Origin of the sequence: Cypionkella aquatica (assembly GCF_030161095.1) — a bacterium.
Classification (GTDB): Bacteria; Pseudomonadota; Alphaproteobacteria; order Rhodobacterales; family Rhodobacteraceae; genus Cypionkella; species Cypionkella aquatica.
In genome coordinates, this window is record NZ_BSPP01000017.1 from 46,482 (window position 1) to 60,691 (window position 14,210).

Genomic DNA, 14,210 nt, shown 5'->3' on the forward strand with positions numbered 1-14,210 from the left:
TGGATCATATGGCAGCATATAACCTGTTCCGGAGAATTGTCATGGCCGATCCCACCCAGCTTGTCGCCGAGATTGAAAGCTTAGGCGCGCGGTTGGCGCAGGCGAAGGCCTCCATCAATCAGCGCTTTATCGGGCAGGACAAGGTAGTCGATCAGGTTTTGGCCGCGATGCTGTGTGGCGGCCACGCTTTGCTGGTCGGTCTGCCGGGCTTGGGCAAGACGCTGCTGGTCGATACGCTGTCCACCGTGATGGGGCTGAAAGGCAACCGCATCCAGTTCACCCCCGATCTGATGCCAGCCGATATTCTGGGGTCCGAGGTGTTGGAAACCGCCGCCGATGGCAGCCGCGCGTTTCGCTTTATCGAAGGCCCGGTGTTCTGCCAGTTGCTGATGGCGGATGAAATCAACCGTGCCAGCCCGCGCACTCAGTCAGCCCTGCTGCAGGCCATGCAGGAAAAAGAGGTCACCATCGCGGGCCAACATCGCGCTTTGGGTCGCCCGTTCCATGTGCTGGCCACGCAAAACCCGATTGAACAGGAAGGCACCTATCCGCTGCCCGAGGCTCAGTTGGATCGTTTCCTTTTGCAAGTGAACGTCGAATACCCCACCCGCGCGCACGAGCGTGACATTCTGCTGGCCACCACCGGCGCCACCGAAACCGCAGCACATCAGGTGTTCAGCGCCGAAGAATTGCTGGCTGCGCAAACCGTGCTGCGCCGGATGCCGGTGGGCGATCAGGTGGTCGAGGCTATTCTTGATCTGGTCCGCGCCTGCCGCCCCGGCGAGGCAGAGGGCCGCGATCTGGCCGGCAGCCTGTCTTGGGGCCCCGGTCCGCGTGCCGCCCAAGCCCTGATGCTGACCGTGCGCGCCCGCGCACTGCTGGATGGCCGCCTTGTGCCAACGATTGCCGATGTCGCCGCAATGGCAAAACCTGTGCTGGAACACCGCATGGCCTTGTCTTTCGCCGCCCGTGCGCGCGGGGAAACCTTGTCGGGCCTGATTGATCGCACCATCTCCCGCAGCCTGAAACTTGAGGCCGCTGCGTGAGCCTATCCGCCGATCTTCGGGGCCGCGCCGAAACGCTGGGCCAATCGCTGCCAGCCCTGCTGGCCGAGGCTGAGCATCTGGCAGCAACCCTGATGCTGGGCGAACATGGTCGCCGCCGCGCGGGACAAGGTGATGAGTTCTGGCAATACCGCCCCGCCCATCAGGGCGATGCAGCGCGTTCGATTGACTGGCGCAGATCGGCACGATCCGACGCGCATTTCATCCGCGAACGCGAATGGCAGGCGGCGCAATCGGTGACGCTTTGGGTCGATGCGGCGCGGTCTATGGCGTTTTCGGGTGACAAGGACCGCGCGTCGAAACTGGACCGCGCCCGTCTGCTGGCGCTGGCCCTATCAGTCTTGTTGCTGCGCGGGGGCGAGCGGGTTGGTCTGTCTGGCACCACGCCAAAGCCGGGTCGCGCGCAGATCATGAGTATGCTTGAAGGTCTGGCCTCGGACAGGGCAGACGATTACGGCACGCCCGAAATTTCCGGCATGGTCAGCCACGGCCGCGCAGTGTTCCTGTCAGATTTCCTCGGGCAGCTTGAACCTTTGGAGACCGCCCTGACCCTTGCCGCAGATCGTGGTGTGCGGGGTGTTCTGCTGCAAGTGCTTGATACGTCAGAGGAAACCTTTCCATTTCAAGGCCGCACCATTTTTGAATCCATGCAAGGCAGCCTCAAACACGAAACTCAATCCGCAGGCGACTTGCGCAGCCGCTATCTGGATCGTCTGGCCGAGCGCAAGGCCCGGCTGACCACTCTCGCCCGCGCGATGGGCTGGCATTATCACTGCCACCACACCGGGCAATCGGCGCAAACGGCGCTGCTCTGGGCCTATAATGCGCTGGAGGGGGGGCGATGAGCATGCTTGCCTTCACGACGCCGTGGCTGCTTTGGGGCCTGATCGCCATCCCGATCTTGTGGCTGCTTTTGCGCGCCATCCCGCCCGCACCGATCCGCCGCCGCTTTCCCGCCGTGGCCCTGCTGCTGGGCCTGACCGATGAAGACCGCCAAGCCGACAAAACCCCGTGGTGGCTGTTGTTGCTGCGCGCCTTGGCGGTGGCCGCAGCGATCATCGGTTTTGCGGGACCGATCCTGAACCCAGAGAACCGCGCCGCAGGCACAGGACCATTGCTGATCGTGCTGGACGGCGGCTGGGCCGATGCTCGCGATTGGCCGGGGCGGTTGGACAAGGCGAATACCCTGCTGGCCGAAGCTGGCCGTGCAGGCCGCACCGTGGCGGTGATCCGTTTGACCGACCTGCCGCAAGCCGTCAGCTTTCAAGATGCCGAAGCTTGGGCAGGCCGCCTTGCCGCGATGGAGCCGCAGCCTTTCTCGCCGCAAGGGTATGAAAATTGGGTAAAAATCCTGCCCTCGGATAGGTTCGACAGCTATTGGCTGTCGGATGGGCTGGATCATTCGGGCCGCGATGCGCTGCTGACCGCTCTGCAAGCCAAAGGGAACCTGACCGCTTTGCTGTCGCCGCGCCCGGTGTTCGCGCTGCGCCCCGCCGTGTTTGAAGATGGCAAGATCAGCCTCACCGCAGCACGCCTGCCCGGCGATGCCGCCGATCTTGACGTGATTGCGCGTGGGCCTGATCCTTCGGGCATCGACCGCGAACTTGCCCGCAGCCCGCTGCACTTCGACGCCAATGCGCCCGATGCGAAAGTCACGCTGGATTTGCCGCCAGAACTCCGCAACCGAGTCAACCGTTTTGAAATTCTGGGCCAACGCAGCGCGGGCGCGGTCAGTCTGACCGATGACAGCCTCAAGCGCCGCAAGATCGCGGTGATCGGTGGCACGCCCGACCGCGAAGGTCTACCCTTGCTGCAACCGACCTACTACCTGCGCCAAGCCCTGACCCCGGTTGCCGATCTGCTGGAAGGTGGTCTGTCGGATGTGATCCCCGCCAACCCTGATGTGATCATCCTTGCCGATATCGCCAAGCTGACCCCACAGGAAAGCGATAGCCTGCTGGAATGGGTCAACAAGGGCGGGCTGCTGTTGCGCTTTGCTGGCCCCCGCCTTGCTGCATCCGAAGTTTCCCGCGTCGACGAAGACCCGCTGATGCCGGTGCGCCTGCGCGAAGGGGGGCGGTCGGTTGGCGGCGCGATGAGTTGGGGCGAGCCGAAAACCCTCGCCCCCTTCCCCGAGAATTCGCCCTTTCACGGGCTGACCGTCCCTGACGATGTGACCGTGACCGAGCAAGTCCTTGCCCAACCCGACCCCGATCTGGCCGAGCGCACCATCGCAGCCCTGACCGATGGCACGCCTTTGGTGACGCGCAAAGTCATCGGCGCTGGCCAAGTGGTGCTGGTGCATGTCACCGCCAATGCCGAATGGTCGAGCCTGCCCTTGTCGGGCCTGTTCGTGCAGATGTTGGAGCGTTTGGCAGTCTCAACCAAGCCCGCGCAACCCGATGCACAGGATCTGGCGGGGCTGACGTGGGTGCCGCAAAAGATCATGGATGGCTACGGGGTTGAACGTGACGCGGGCGAAATCGCCGGGGTTGCGGGCGAAGATTTGGGGAAGGCGATCTCTGCTGGCCCCAATCCCACCTTGCCCGCTGGGCTTTACGCCAGCACGGATCGCAAAGTGGCGCTGAATGTGATCTCGGCCAAAACTCAGATCACAGCCGCAACCTGGCCTGCGGGCACTGTGATCGAGGGTATAGAAACCGTGAAAGCACAGGCGCTGAAGGGCATCCTGCTGACCGCTGCGATGCTTATGCTGGCGCTGGATGTGCTGGCGGCGCTGTGGGTTTCGGGCCGCATCGGTGGCCTTGCCCGCAGCGCTGCCGTGCTGCTTGCCCTGATGGCCCCCTATGACGCCCGCGCCCAAATCCCCGACGATGTCAAAGCCATCGAGGCGACGCGCGGCGTGGTGCTGGGCTACGTACAAACCGGCGATGCGGGGGTTGACGCGGTCTCTGAAGCCGGGATGCGCGGGCTTAGCGATCAGTTGTGGCTGCGCACCTCGGTCGAGCCCGAAGCCCCGATGGGCATTGACCTCGAACAGGACGATCTGGCGTTTTACGCCTTTCTGTACTGGCCGATCACCCCGAACCAACCGATCCCGTCAACCGCGGCCTATGCCAAGCTGAACCGCTTTTTGCGCACGGGTGGCATGATCATGTTTGACACCCGTGACGGCGATATTGCTGGCTTTTCTGGTGATTCCACACCCGAAGGCCAGATGCTGCAACTGCTCGCCTCGGGTCTCGACATCCCACCGCTGGAACCGATGCCGCAAGACCATGTGCTGACCCGCAGCTTTTATCTGTTGCAGGATTTCCCCGGCCGTTACGCGGGCGGCGCTGTCTGGGTCGAGGCATCAGACCCCGCCGCCGAACAGACCGAAGGCATGCCGTTTCGTAACCTGAACGATGGCGTCACCCCGGTGATTATCGGCAGCGCCGATTGGGCCTCGGCTTGGGCGATTGACCCTGATGGCGTGCCGATGTTCCCGGTGGGGCGCGGCTACGCGGGCGAAGATCAGCGCGAGATTTCCTATCGTTTCGGCATCAACGTCATCATGCATGTGCTGACCGGAAATTATAAATCGGATCAGGTCCATGTACCTGCCCTGCTGGAAAGGTTGGGCGAATGAGCCGGACTGTGGTGTTCGACCCGCTTATCGCGGCCCCGGTGATCTGGGCGCTGGCGATCCTTGCCGCGCTGCTGGTGGCCTTCGCCTTATGGAAAGGCCTGCGCGGCTGGCTGCTGCGCGGCTTGGCGTTCATCGCCTTGGGCGTGGCCTTGGCCAACCCGTCCTTGCAGGAAGAAAACCGCAAGCCCTTGTCTGACATCATCTTATTGCTGATCGACGAAAGCTCCAGCCAATCCCTGTCAGACCGCAAAGCCCAATCCGAAGCCGCGATTGCCAAAGTATCAGCCGAAGTCGCGGCCCTGCCCAACACCGAACTGCGCCTGATCCGCTTTGGCGATGGCCCCGAAGATGCCGGAACCTTGGCGATGACGGCGCTTGCGCAGGCCATGGCCGAAGAACCCCGCGCCCGCATTGCCGGAGCCATTTTGGTAAGCGATGGTCAGGTCCACGATCTTGGCCTTGCCCCCGCCTTGCCCGCGCCGCTGCATGTGCTGCTGACCGGAAAACAGCAGGATTGGGACCGCCGCCTGATTATCAAAGACGCCCCCGCTTTTGCGATCTTGGGCGAAGAATTCAAGCTGACGCTGCGCATTGACGACAAAGGGGCGGTGCCATCCTCGGCTGGGCTGACCGTGGCTTTGACCATCGGCGTTGACTCCGACGCGCCACTTACGTTTGAAATCCCGGTAAACGAGGATATGGAACTGCCCGTCCGCCTGCCACATGCAGGCATGAACGTGCTGCAATTCTCGGTCGCCCCGGTGGATGGCGAACTGACCGACCGCAACAACGCCGCTGTGGTACAAGTCAACGGCGTGCGGGACCGTCTGCGGGTGCTCCTGGTGTCCGGAGAGCCACACACCGGAGAACGGGTCTGGCGCAACCTTCTGAAATCCGATCCATCGGTGGATCTGGTGCATTTCACCATCCTGCGCCCGCCGGAGAAGCAAGACGGCGTGCCAGTGGAAGAACTGTCGCTGATCGCCTTCCCCACCCGCGAATTGTTTGTGGAAAAAATCAAGGATTTCGACCTGATCATCTTTGATCGCTACCGGATGCGGGGCATCCTGCCGATGGAATATATTGATAACGTTGTGCAATATGTCAAAAATGGTGGCACGGTGCTGGTCGCCGCTGGCCCGGAATTTGGCGCGGTCGATAGCCTGTGGCGCTCGCCCTTGGCGGAAATCCTGCCAGTAGAGCCGACCTCACAAGTCATCGAAGAAGGCTATAAACCCAAACTGACCGACCTTGGCCGCCGCCATCCGGTGACCGAAGGCCTAGAAGCACTGTTCCCGAAAGGCTGGGGCCGCTGGTTCCGTCTGATCGACGTGAACCTGTTGCGCGGGCAGGTGCTGATGTCTGGCCCGCAAGACAAGCCCCTGCTGGTGCTGGACCGGGTCGGCGATGGCCGCATCGCGGTGCTGGCCTCGGATCAGGCATGGCTGTGGGGGCGTGGCTATGAAGGCGGCGGTCCACAGTTGGAACTGCTGCGCCGCCTTGCGCATTGGATGCTGAAAGAACCCGAGCTTGAGGAAGAAACTCTGACGGCCACCAACAAGGCCGATGTCCTGACGATCACCCGCCGCACAGTGTCGGAAACCCCGCCCGGCGACCTGACCATCACCGGGCCGGATGGGGCCGTGCAGACGCTGGCACTTCCGGCGGCTGGTCCGGGCAAATACAGCGCCGATTGGAAGGCCCCTAGCCTTGGGCTTTATCGCCTGCAGCAAGGGGATCTGGTGCGCGTGGTGGCAGTTGGCCCCTCGGCCCCGAAAGAGTTTGTCGAAACCCTTGCTTCGGGTGATGGCTTGGCACCTATCGTTGCCACCCTGCAGGGGGGCATTGTGCCGATTGAAGCGGGCTTGCCCAGCATCCGCGTGGTGCGTGAAGGCCGCCCCGCCGCAGGGCGCGGTTGGATCGGCGTGACGCCGCGCGGTGCGTTTGTGACCGAAGATTTGCGCATCACCCCGCTGGTTCCAGGTTGGCTGATGCTGTTGGTGGCGGCAGGTCTGGCGGTGGCGGCTTGGCTGATCGAAGGCCGCTTCAAACGCCGTGCAGCATGACCTTGCGCGATTCCGATGCAAACTCGCGCCGGAGCAGCACGGCCGAGGTCAATAGCGTGGTCGCGACCAACACATAAGGCCCCAGCAGCCAGCCCAGACTGCCCAAAGCGAAGTAAATCGAGTGCAGCCCCCGGTTAAAGCTTTTCGCTGCCGTGATGTTCAACTCTCCGGCCTGTGCTGCACGATGCGGGGCCATCGGGTCGGCGGGGTCATTCGGCACCGCCGCCATCATCACCGCGCAATAGCCAAACAAGCGGTTCGACCAGATGAATTTCAGCACCGCATTGGCCAGAAACATGATCACCAGCAGCACACGCAGTTGCAATCCAGTGGCATCCGCGGGCAAGGTCAGGTCTTTGGCCAAGCCGACCACCGCCGTCGGATTGCCGATCAGGGCAATACCACCGCCAATCGCAATCAGCGATGCGCTGGCGAAAAACGCCGTGCCCTGCCGCAGACTGTCGATGATCGACGCGTCAAAAATCCTTGGCTGTCTTGTCAGAAACTGCCGCATCCACTCGCGCCGATATTCTTTCATCAGAATACTGACAGATGGCCGCCCTGCCGGAGGATGCTCGATCAACCAACCGATCCCAGCCCAAGCAAACAAGGTCAGTGCCACGCACAGCGCATCAATGGTGCCAAGCGGGCCAATGTTGATCATAGTTTCCATGCTTTGAACTTAGGCGCTTGGCCCAATTCTGGAAAGGCCCAACAGCAGCTTGCCATTTCGGAAAATTGGTTATATTTTCTAACCACACCAGGAGGCACCCATGGATATGCCCGTTCCCAATGCCGCGGTGATCGCGCGCAAATCAAAGCTCGTCAGCCGCCTGCGCAGCGTCTTGCCCGCCGATGCGGTGATCTCTGATCCGGCGGAAACCCGCGCTTATGAATGTGATGCTCTGACCGCTTACCGCTGCGCGCCCCTTGTCGCCGTGCTGCCACGCACCACCGCTGAAGTCGCCGCTGTGCTGAAGATTTGCCATGAAGAACAAGTGCCTGTGGTGCCACGCGGCTCTGGCACCAGCCTTGCGGGCGGCGCTTTGCCCACCGCCGATTGTGTGATCATTGGCGTGGCGCGAATGAATGCCGTGCTGGAAACCGATTATGACAATCGCTTTATCCGGGTACAATCGGGCCGCACCAACCTGTCGGTGACGGGGGCGATTGAATCCGATGGCTGGTTCTATGCGCCCGACCCGTCCAGCCAGCTCGCCTGCGCCATCGCGGGCAATATTGCCATGAATTCCGGCGGCGCGCATTGCCTGAAATATGGCGTCACCACCAACAATCTGCTCGGCGTGACCTTGGTGCAGATGGACGGCACCGTGGTCGAGATCGGCGGCCCGTGGCTGGATGCGGCCGGCATCGACCTTTTGGGCGTCATTTGTGGTGCCGAGGGCCAGCTTGGCGTTGTCACCGAAGCCACCCTGCGCATCCTGCCAAAACCCGAGGGCGCGCGGCCCGTGCTGGTTGGCTTTGACAGCAACGAAGTCGCCGGAACCTGCGTGTCCGACATCATCAAGGCAGGCATCCTGCCCGTCGCCATCGAATTCATGGACCGCCCCTGCATCCGTGCCACCGAAGCTTTCGCCAAAGCTGGCTACCCTGATTGCGAGGCTTTGCTGATCATCGAGGTCGAAGGCGCAGAGTCTGAAATCGCCGAACAACTCGCCCGCATCAAAGCCATTGCGATGACCCACAACCCGGTCGAATTCCGCGAAGCGGCAGATGAGGACCAAGCCAAGCGGATCTGGCTTGGCCGCAAATCTGCCTTTGGCGCGATGGGCCAGATCAATGATTACATGTGTCTGGATGGCACAATCCCGGTGTCATCGCTGCCCTATGTGCTGCGCCGGATTGGCGAGATGAGCACGGCATACGGCCTTGATGTTGGCAATGTCTTTCACGCGGGCGACGGCAACATGCACCCGCTGATCCTGTTTGATGCCAACAAACCCGGTGATCTTGAACTCTGCGAAGCTTTCGGCGCTGACATTCTTAAGCTCTGTGTCGAGGTTGGCGGCTGCCTCACCGGCGAACATGGTGTGGGCATCGAAAAGCGCGATCTGATGTCGGTGCAATTCAATCCGGTGGATCTTGAAGCGCAACTGCGCGTCAAGGATGTGTTTGATCCGGGCTGGCTGTTGAACCCGGCGAAAGTATTTCCACTGGATGTGACTGCGGGGCGGCGTGCGGGCTGATCTGCTGGGGCCTCACCCCCCGCTACGAAGTATCTTCGCTATTTCTTGGCAAACTTCGACGCGCCCAAGGATATGTGAGCAGAAAGGATGACCATGCGGCCCAGAACGGAAGCCGAGTTGAGCGAAATGATAAAGGGCGCTCAGGCTTTGCGTGTCCAAGGCGGTGGCACGCGCAGGATTGGGCATGCGGTAGGCGAGATCTTGGATACATCAGGGCTAAGCGGTGTTCAGCTTTACGAGCCCGGCGCTCTGACTTTGGTGGCGCTTGCGGGCACGTCGCTGGCCGAGATTGAGGCCTTGCTGGCCACGGAACGGCAGCGTTTGGCGTTTGAGGTGCCAGATATGCGCGGGCTTTTAGGCCGCAAGGGCGCTTCAACCATCGGCGGCGTGGTGGCGGCAAATGCCTCGGGCCCGCGCCGGGTGCAGCTGGGGGCCTGCCGCGATGCGCTCCTTGGGGTGCGGTTTGTCGATGGCCGCGGCGATGTGATCAAGAACGGCGGCCGGGTGATGAAGAACGTCACCGGCTACGATCTGGTCAAGCTGCTGGCCGGATCGCAGGGCACCTTGGGGGTGTTAAGCGAAGTATCTTTCAAAGTGCAAGCGGTGCCAGAAGCCTGCGTGACTCTAACCGCCGCGCGCGACTTGCCGCAGGGGTTGGCGGATTTGCGGGCGGCTTTGGGCTCGCCCTATGACATATCAGGTGCAGCTTGGATGGCGGGCCGTGTGATGATCCGGCTGGAGGGCATGGCAGGCTCAGTCGCCTATCGCGCCGAACGCCTGCAAGATTTGCTGGGGTTTGAAGCTGGCGCGGCAGATTGGGCGGCGATCCGCGATGTGACAGCCTTTGCGGACAAGCCCGGTGCGGTGTGGAAGCTTTCCATCAAACCAACCGAAGCCGCCGGGCTGATTGACCGTCTGGGGCTAGAGGCGATCTGCGACTGGGGCGGCGGTTTGATCTGGCTGCTTGATCCGTCAGGCCAATCCGATGTGCGCGCCGCGGTAGGGGCCACGGGTCAGGCCAGCTTGGTACGGGCGCTGCCGGGGATGGAGCGGGTGCCAGTGTTCCCGCCCGAACCCGCCGCCATCGCCGCTTTGACCGCTGGGCTGCGCGCGAAATTCGATCCGCGCGGCATTTTCAATCCGGGGATGATGGTCTGATGCAGACGCATTTCACTGACACACAACTGGCCGATCCCAAGCTGGCCGAGGCCAACAAGATCCTGCGATCCTGCGTGCATTGCGGCTTTTGCACCGCAACTTGCCCGACATATCAAGTGCTTGGCGACGAGTTGGACAGCCCGCGCGGCCGGATCTATCTGATCAAGGAAATGCTGGAAACCGGCCGCCCCGCCGATGCCCGCACCGTCAAGCATCTGGATCGCTGCCTGTCCTGCCTTGCCTGCACCACCACTTGCCCCTCTGGGGTCGACTATATGCATTTGATCGACCAAGCCCGCTCTTATGTCGAGAAAACCTACAAACGCCCGCTGTCGGATCGGGCATTGCGCTGGGTTTTGGCCAAGGTAATCCCGCATCCGACACGCTTCCGGATGGCGCTGTTCGCCGCCAAACTGGGCCGCCCCTTTGCGCGCCTGATCCCCGATCCCCGCTTGCGCGCCATGCTGGCGATGGCCCCAAAGACTATCCCCCCGGTCAGCCGCAACGATGATGCGCAGACCTTTCCCGCCGCCCGCCCACAGCGGATGCGGGTGGCGCTGATGACCGGCTGCGCGCAGAAGGCCCTGAACACCGATATCAACGACGCCACCATCCGCCTGTTGCAACGCTTGGGCTGCGAGGTGGTGATACCCCAAGATATGGGCTGCTGTGGCGCGCTGACACATCATATGGGGCGCGAGGCTGAATCCCACAGCGCCGCCCGCCGCAATATCGCGGCGTTTGTCGCCGAGAAACGCCGCGCAGGCCTCGATGCCATCGTGATCAACACCAGCGGTTGCGGCACCACCGTGAAGGATTACGGCCATATGATCGGCACGCCCGAGGCCGCTGAAATAGCAAACCTCACCCTTGATATATCCGAGCTGTTGCAACGCCTGACCCTGCCCCAAGGCGCGCCCAAAGGCCTGACGGTCGCCTATCATGCGGCCTGCAGTCTGCAACACGGCCAGCAGATCAAGACCGCGCCGAAAGACCTCCTGAAACGCGTGGGCTTCACCGTGGTCGAGCCGGCCGACAGCCATCTGTGTTGCGGCTCGGCTGGCACCTACAATCTTCTGCAACCCGAGATTTCGCAGCAATTGCGCGCCCTCAAGGTCCAGACGCTACAGGCGAAGAACCCCGACATTATTGCCGCAGGCAATATCGGCTGCATGATGCAAATCGGTGCAGCCACTGCTATTCCGATTGTGCATACGGTCGAGTTGCTGGATTGGGCCACAGGTGGGCCGAAACCACGGGCTTTGGGCTGATTTGCCTCAAATCTGCCCAAGTCTGTGGCTAGCTCGGCGGCAATCCCGGAGGTTCCATGCGCTTTGCCTTGTTCGCCCTTGTTACGCTTGCCATCTTGCCCGCGCTTGCCGTCCTGCCCGCATTTGCGCAGGAATCGCCATTGGTCAGCCTGCAAACTGGCGACCAATCAAAGGGGTGGAATGCCGTTGGCCGCTTGAACATGGGCGAGCGCGGCTTTTGCACGGGCACGCTGATTGCCCCGGATCTGGTACTGACAGCGGCGCATTGCCTGTTTGACAAGGCCACCGGCGCACGGATCGAGGCCCGCGATATCCAGTTTCTGGCCGGTCTGCGCAATGGCCGCGCCGAGGCGTATCGCGGCGTCGCCCGCGCCGTGGCCCATCCCGATTATGCCTATACCGGCGAGGATGAACTTAGCCGCACCGCCTATGATATAGCCCTTTTGCAGCTGGATCAGCCGATCCGCCAACCGTCGATCCAGCCGATTGCAACAGCCGCGCCACCCATGGTCGGCGATCAGGTTGGCGTATTGTCCTACGCACAAGACCGCGCCGAAGCGCCGTCGCTGCAGCAGATTTGCCATGTGATCGACAGCTCGCGCGGGGTGCTGGTGCTGTCGTGCAATGTCGATTTCGGCTCATCCGGGGCGCCGATTTTCAGCATCAATGACGGCGTGCCGCAGATCGTTTCGGTGGTCTCGGCCAAGGCGGAATCCGATGGCCAGAAAGTGTCACTGGGCACCTCGCTGGAAACGCCGCTAGGCGTGGTGATGGCTGAAATCGCCAAGCGCAACGATCCGGTCACCTTGTCGGGGGCAAAGGTCAACACCCTCTCGGGCGGCAAATCCAGCGGCGCAAAATTCATCAAACCCTAAGGGTCTTGAAAGCCAGCGCGGCACTTCCCAAATCAGCGATGTCCTCGGGATGCCGCAATCGGGCCTGGGGCGTCAACCGCCTTGCCCCTATGGGAAGGTATCGCGCCGTCGCAGGACGGCCATCGCTTGAAAGAGGATGTCAGATGCGTAACTTTGATTTCGCCCCGCTCTACCGTGCCACCGTTGGCTTTGACCGTATCGCCGATCTGGTGGATCGCGCGCTCAGCGCCGATGTGGCGCAACCCACCTATCCCCCGTATAACATTGAGAAAACTGCCGATGATGCCTACCGCATCTCGATCGCCGTGGCCGGTTTCTCGCCTGATGAGCTGTCCGCCGAAGTGAAAGACGGCGCGCTGCATGTCACCGCCCGCAAAGCCCCCGAGACCGAGGGCCGTGCCTATCTGCACCGTGGCATCGCCACCCGCGCTTTTGATCGCCGCTTTGCTTTGGCCGATCATGTCCGCGTCACCGGGGCCAGCCACGAACATGGCATGCTGCACATCGACCTTGTCCGCGAGACGCCCGAGGCCCTGAAGCCGCGCCGGATTGAGATTGGCCGCCGCTCGGATGTCGAGACGAAGGCGGTTGAGGCTCAGGTAGAAACCGCACAAGCCTAACGCTTGCACAGACCCGAAAGGCCCGGCCACGCGCCGGGCCTTTTGCTTTGCCTGCGTTCCTGCGATACTGCGGCCAGACCCCAGCAGCCGGATGAGGCACAGATGAAAACCCACCTGCCCCCGAAACAGATCACGGCTGTCGACCCCCAGCACCCGATGCACCCCGCCACCCGCGCGTTGGATGGCGGCCTGCGCCCCGATCCGATCACTGGCGCGATTGCGCCCAGCATTTCGATGTCGGTGAACAACGTGTTCACCCCCGGCGGCTCGTCATTTTCCGCCGATGGCGTCGGTGATCTGACCGATCTGCCCTATCTCTATGCCCGCTGGACCAACCCCACCGTGCGCGATCTGGAACGCCGTCTCGCCAGCCTCGAATCCGCAGAAGATGCGCTTGCGACAGCCACCGGAGTCGCCGCCATCGCCGCGACCTTCCTCAGCTTGCTGAAATCCGGCGATCACCTGATCATCTCTGACGTCTGCTATGCCGGAGCGTATGAGCTTGCGACCCGCATCCTGCCCGGTTTTGGCATCGAAGTGACGCCGGTGAACCTGTCAAACCTTGACGCGCTAAAGGCTGCGCTGCGCCCGAACACCAAACTGATCCACGCCGAAAGCCCCTGCAACCCCTTGCTGCGCTTGACTGATCTTGCCGCACTGGCCGAGATCGCCAAAGCCGCAGGCGTGATCACCTCGGTCGATAGCACCCTTGCCACGCCCGTCATCACCCAGCCGCTAAGCCACGGCTTTGATCTGGTGATCCACTCGCTGACCAAATTCATGAACGGTCACGGCGATGCTTTGGGCGGTGCCGTGATTGGCAGCAAAGAGCTGATCTCGCGCATCCGCGCCTCGTCCGGGGTCTATCTCGGCGCGGCTTTGTCGGCGCAAAACGCCTGGCTGATCCTGCGCGGCATCGACACGTTGTTTCCCCGCCTGCGCACCGCCTCCGAAAACGCGATGCAACTGGCGGCCTATCTGCAAGCCCACCCCAAGGTGCTGGCCGTCACCTATCCCGGCCTCGCCAACCACCCGCAACGCGACCTTGCCGCCCGCCAGATGACGCTCCCCGGCGGCATGATCACCTTCCAAACCGCCGATCCCGAAGCTGTGTCGCAAAAGATGGCCGCGCGCTTCCGCGTCATGCACTATGCGTTTTCCTTGGGCCATCAGCGCAGCATCTGCGTGCATATCGGCACCGATGACATCATGGCTTCTACCTACCGCATGACCGGCGAAAGCCTTGCCGATTACAAACGCTTCGCCGGTGAAGGCGTGTTCCGCCTGTCGGTCGGTCTGGAAGATGTGCGCGACCTGATCGAGGATCTTGACCGCGCCTTGGCCGACTAACCCCAAG

Annotated in this window: 11 protein-coding genes; 10 read left to right on the forward strand and 1 reads right to left on the reverse strand. The window is 62.3% G+C overall.

The genetic code is table 11. The features are described 5' to 3' along the window. Positions 1 to 41 precede the first annotated feature (41 nt). The 4 genes from QQJ98_RS18745 to QQJ98_RS18760 are packed head-to-tail and all read left to right on the forward strand — an operon-like array spanning position 42 to position 6,722. Entirely contained in the window at positions 42 to 1,046 is a 1,005-nt protein-coding gene (locus QQJ98_RS18745) for an AAA family ATPase (protein WP_284326816.1), read from the forward strand. After that, entirely contained in the window at positions 1,043 to 1,909 is an 867-nt protein-coding gene (locus QQJ98_RS18750; protein WP_284326817.1) for a DUF58 domain-containing protein, read from the forward strand. Before QQJ98_RS18745 ends, QQJ98_RS18750 begins: the two co-directional genes overlap by 4 nt. Continuing rightward, positions 1,906 to 4,656 (forward strand): DUF4159 domain-containing protein, encoded by a 2,751-nt coding sequence (locus tag QQJ98_RS18755; protein ID WP_284326818.1) that lies wholly within the window; start codon positions 1,906 to 1,908, stop codon positions 4,654 to 4,656. The genes QQJ98_RS18750 and QQJ98_RS18755 overlap by 4 nt, the downstream gene beginning before the upstream one ends. After that, complete coding sequence (locus QQJ98_RS18760; RefSeq protein WP_284326819.1) at positions 4,653 to 6,722, forward strand: hypothetical protein; 2,070 nt, start codon at positions 4,653 to 4,655, stop codon at positions 6,720 to 6,722. The genes QQJ98_RS18755 and QQJ98_RS18760 overlap by 4 nt, the downstream gene beginning before the upstream one ends. On the opposite strand, the gene QQJ98_RS18765 is transcribed toward QQJ98_RS18760, so the two are convergent. Then, a complete protein-coding gene (locus QQJ98_RS18765) occupies positions 6,703 to 7,386 on the reverse strand; it encodes a DUF599 domain-containing protein (protein WP_284326846.1) in 684 nt (227 codons plus the stop codon). The two genes, QQJ98_RS18760 and QQJ98_RS18765, sit on opposite strands and share 20 nt — an antisense overlap. A gap of 109 nt (positions 7,387 to 7,495) precedes the next feature. On the opposite strand from QQJ98_RS18765, the gene QQJ98_RS18770 reads away from it, so the two are divergent. From QQJ98_RS18770 to QQJ98_RS18795, 6 genes are all read left to right on the forward strand, one after another. Next, the gene (locus QQJ98_RS18770) at positions 7,496 to 8,929 is read left to right on the forward strand and encodes an FAD-linked oxidase C-terminal domain-containing protein (protein WP_284326820.1); all 1,434 of its coding nucleotides are present in this window, start codon (positions 7,496 to 7,498) and stop codon (positions 8,927 to 8,929) included. Positions 8,930 to 9,022: 93 nt separating this feature from the next. Further along, complete coding sequence (locus tag QQJ98_RS18775) at positions 9,023 to 10,087, forward strand: FAD-binding protein (protein WP_284326821.1); 1,065 nt, start codon at positions 9,023 to 9,025, stop codon at positions 10,085 to 10,087. After that, positions 10,087 to 11,358: a glycolate oxidase subunit GlcF gene (glcF, locus tag QQJ98_RS18780; protein ID WP_284326822.1), complete on the forward strand. Its 1,272-nt coding sequence runs from the start codon at positions 10,087 to 10,089 to the stop codon at positions 11,356 to 11,358. The genes QQJ98_RS18775 and glcF overlap by 1 nt, the downstream gene beginning before the upstream one ends. A gap of 56 nt (positions 11,359 to 11,414) precedes the next feature. Beyond that, positions 11,415 to 12,233, forward strand: coding sequence for a trypsin-like serine peptidase (locus QQJ98_RS18785; protein WP_284326823.1), 819 nt, complete (start codon positions 11,415 to 11,417; stop codon positions 12,231 to 12,233). 143 nt (positions 12,234 to 12,376) lie between these two features. Continuing rightward, on the forward strand, positions 12,377 to 12,853 hold the full coding sequence (locus QQJ98_RS18790; RefSeq protein WP_284326824.1) for an Hsp20 family protein: 477 nt from the start codon (positions 12,377 to 12,379) through the stop codon (positions 12,851 to 12,853). Between the two features lie 102 nt (positions 12,854 to 12,955). After that, a complete protein-coding gene (locus tag QQJ98_RS18795; RefSeq protein WP_284326825.1) occupies positions 12,956 to 14,203 on the forward strand; it encodes a trans-sulfuration enzyme family protein in 1,248 nt (415 codons plus the stop codon). The last annotated feature ends 7 nt before the right edge of the window (positions 14,204 to 14,210 follow it).

Excerpts from the sequence above, each read along its gene's own strand:
- QQJ98_RS18755 (WP_284326818.1), top strand. The coding sequence starts at position 1,906 with ATGAGCATGCTTGCCTTCACGACGCCGTGGCTGCTTTGGGGCCTGATC.
- glcF (WP_284326822.1), top strand. The coding sequence starts at position 10,087 with ATGCAGACGCATTTCACTGACACACAACTGGCCGATCCCAAGCTGGCC.
- QQJ98_RS18765 (WP_284326846.1), bottom strand. The coding sequence starts at position 7,386 with ATGATCAACATTGGCCCGCTTGGCACCATTGATGCGCTGTGCGTGGCA.
- QQJ98_RS18795 (WP_284326825.1), top strand. The coding sequence starts at position 12,956 with ATGAAAACCCACCTGCCCCCGAAACAGATCACGGCTGTCGACCCCCAG.
- QQJ98_RS18775 (WP_284326821.1), top strand. The coding sequence starts at position 9,023 with ATGCGGCCCAGAACGGAAGCCGAGTTGAGCGAAATGATAAAGGGCGCT.
- QQJ98_RS18785 (WP_284326823.1), top strand. The coding sequence starts at position 11,415 with ATGCGCTTTGCCTTGTTCGCCCTTGTTACGCTTGCCATCTTGCCCGCG.
- QQJ98_RS18760 (WP_284326819.1), top strand. The coding sequence starts at position 4,653 with ATGAGCCGGACTGTGGTGTTCGACCCGCTTATCGCGGCCCCGGTGATC.
- QQJ98_RS18745 (WP_284326816.1), top strand. The coding sequence starts at position 42 with ATGGCCGATCCCACCCAGCTTGTCGCCGAGATTGAAAGCTTAGGCGCG.
- QQJ98_RS18770 (WP_284326820.1), top strand. The coding sequence starts at position 7,496 with ATGGATATGCCCGTTCCCAATGCCGCGGTGATCGCGCGCAAATCAAAG.
- QQJ98_RS18790 (WP_284326824.1), top strand. The coding sequence starts at position 12,377 with ATGCGTAACTTTGATTTCGCCCCGCTCTACCGTGCCACCGTTGGCTTT.